We start from the raw sequence: 2,393 nt of genomic DNA, 5'->3' as shown, positions 1-2,393 counted from the left end.
CCAGCCCGGCATGATCAGGTCCGGGTTGGTCAGCCGGCGGCCGTCCGGCTGCAGCTTGTTCTTGTTGAGGTCGTAGATCTCCTTGTACCGGCGGCCGTCGCCGAGGTGCCGCTCCGCGATGTCCCACAGGCAGTCGTAGTTCCGGCCGTGCGGCGGGCGCACCTCGGTGTACTTGATGACCTGACCCGTGTGGTCGTGGTTCGTCCGGAGACCGGTGGTGGTCTTCTTCGCCTGCTGGTGGCTGCCGCTGAGGATCGTGCTGGACGCCTCGGTCTGGCGGAACTGCGACGACGCGGACTCCTGCGCGCTGTGCCGCGCTGAGACCGAAGTCGGGGCGGCCGGCCCGCTCGTCGTCACCGCGCTCGCCACCGGCAGACTGACGCCCGCGCCGGCCGCGATCAGTACGACGGTGCCGATCAGCCGCCGCGCCAGCACCTGCGAGCCGCCGCCGAGCGGGACCCGTGGCGACAGGCCGTGGCCGCGGACCTCCGCGACCGCCTCGGCGATCAGGCAGACCACGAAGTGCAGCCAGGCGATCCAGATGAAGAACGCGATGATGCCCAGCACGGTGCGGATGCTCAGCTCGCTGAACAGCATGCTCTTGGTGGGCATGCTGTCCGGCCACGGCGTACCGAAGAACCGCAGCAGCACGTACGGCACCCCGGCGACGATCGCCAGGATCGCGAGCAGCGCGAGGAACCCCTTCAGCCGGTCCGCACCCGGACTCGCCGACCGCCGCTGCGGCAACCGCGCCGCGCGCACCGGATCATTCGTCCTTACCATCGCTCCTCCATACCCCCACCGTCAGTCATCCCGACCGTAGTGTCAGCCACCAATGGCCTGAACTTCCTGCACCGGCAACCGCTGCACCGCGTGAACATCCGCCTGCCCGATCGGTTTCCAGCCACCCGCGTCCTTGCCGATCCAGTACGACACTTCCCACGTGATCGTCAGCTTCACGGTGTACATCCCGTCCGGCTGACTCGCACTGGACTTCTGGTAGACGTGCTTGCACGTGTTCAGCTGGTGATACGGGTCCTGGGTCGGGTCGTACCCGGTCGGGTTGGCCAGCGGGGTGGTCCCGGTCAGGCAGGTGAACTCGCCGGTGCCGTCACCCGGGTCGATCAGCAGCCGCACGACCATCCCGCGCATGGTCAGGTTGTGCCCCGGGCTGAAGTAACTGCTGGTCGTACCGTCGATCTCGTACACCTCGGAGCTTGCCGGCGTCAGCGTGAAGTACGCCGGGATGTTCACCCGCGGGGTGTACGTCGGCATGATCTGCAGCGCCGGGTCCGGGTAGCTGCTGCGGAACTCGTACCAGAACTGCTTCATGTAGTCCGGGAACGGGCACTGCGCTTCTTCGGCCGCGTCGACCGGCATGTACGCGCGCTCCAGGTGCGCCTTCTGGCCGCCGTTGTACGTGTTCAGGTCGTAGTCGGTGATCGTGACCCGGAGCACCCACTTCTTGCCGTCCGGCGCCTTCGGCAGCTTGATGCCCTCCGGGATGTCGAAGTTCCGGCACGGCACGAACGGCCGGCCCTGCAGCCGGTCCTTCCAGGTCGGCGGCGGCGCACCGTCGCCGAGGTACGGCTGGCCGGAGCTGCAGTAGGAGCCGAAGCCGACCGAGTTGACGTACATGCTGCAGACCGAGTTGCCGGTGGTGATGGTTTCGGCGGTGGCCGTGCTGGGAGCGGCCACGAGTAGCGCGAGAACGGCGCTCAGGGCGAGCAGCGTGCGGCCTACCCGGTTGTGCATCCTCACTCCCCAGACTCGTCTTCCGGCAGATTATCTTCGACCAGGGGCATCATGCCCGTTGCCCAGTGCCCCGTCACCTCTTCGCAACCTGAAAATCACCGTTCTGGTCTAGCGCGGATAGTGGACGCCCGCGCAGTTCACGCCCTTGCTGGTGACCAGCCGGTACGGCAGCCAGCCCATCCCGGTCTTCACCATCTCGATCACGTCGGGCGACCCGTGCGGCGCCACGACCGTCCAGTTCCGCGCCTTGGGGTCCCAGTACTGCGTGTTCTGCGAGCGGCAGGTCTGCACGGTCACGGTGCCCTGCGGCGTACTGCGGGCACCGACCACGACCACGCTGCCCGGCGGCTTCATCACCCAGCCGTTGCGCTTGGCATCGGCGATGCCCTGTGCGACGTCGGCGTAGAAGAACGACGGGAACCGCTGCTTCAGGATCGTGTCGTCGCGGTCGACGAGCGCCTTGAAGTACAGCGGGTAGCTGCTCACGAGCCCTTGGACGGCCGGGTTCGACGCGAAGTTCCCGGCCTGGACGAACACCTGCTTGGCGGCCGGCGCGGTCGGCTTCGCGCTGGTGGCGGGCTGGGTCGGCGCGCTGCTCGGGGTCTCGCTCGGATCCGCGGACGGCGTGCCCGAGGTCG

3 protein-coding genes are annotated in these 2,393 nt (G+C 67.9%); all 3 read right to left on the bottom strand.

Annotation, left to right across the window (positions count from 1 at the left end; genetic code table 11):
• On the bottom strand, window positions 1-783 hold a 783-nt coding region (locus VFF46_RS23510; protein WP_414673084.1), incomplete at its 3' end, for a LysM peptidoglycan-binding domain-containing protein.
• A 42-nt stretch (window positions 784-825) separates the two neighbouring features.
• Window positions 826-1,755: a hypothetical protein gene (locus VFF46_RS23505; RefSeq protein ID WP_325039358.1), complete on the bottom strand. Its 930-nt coding sequence runs from the start codon at window positions 1,753-1,755 to the stop codon at window positions 826-828.
• Window positions 1,756-1,863: 108 nt separating this feature from the next.
• Window positions 1,864-2,393, bottom strand: a 530-nt coding sequence (locus tag VFF46_RS23500) for a hypothetical protein (protein WP_325039357.1), incomplete at its 5' end; no start/stop codon positions are given.

Source organism: Kribbella sp., from assembly GCF_035655035.1.
Lineage (GTDB): Bacteria > Actinomycetota > Actinomycetes > Propionibacteriales > Kribbellaceae > Kribbella.
The sequence above is the reverse complement of the archived record's forward strand: the minus strand, read 5'-3'. Positions and strand labels throughout refer to the sequence as shown.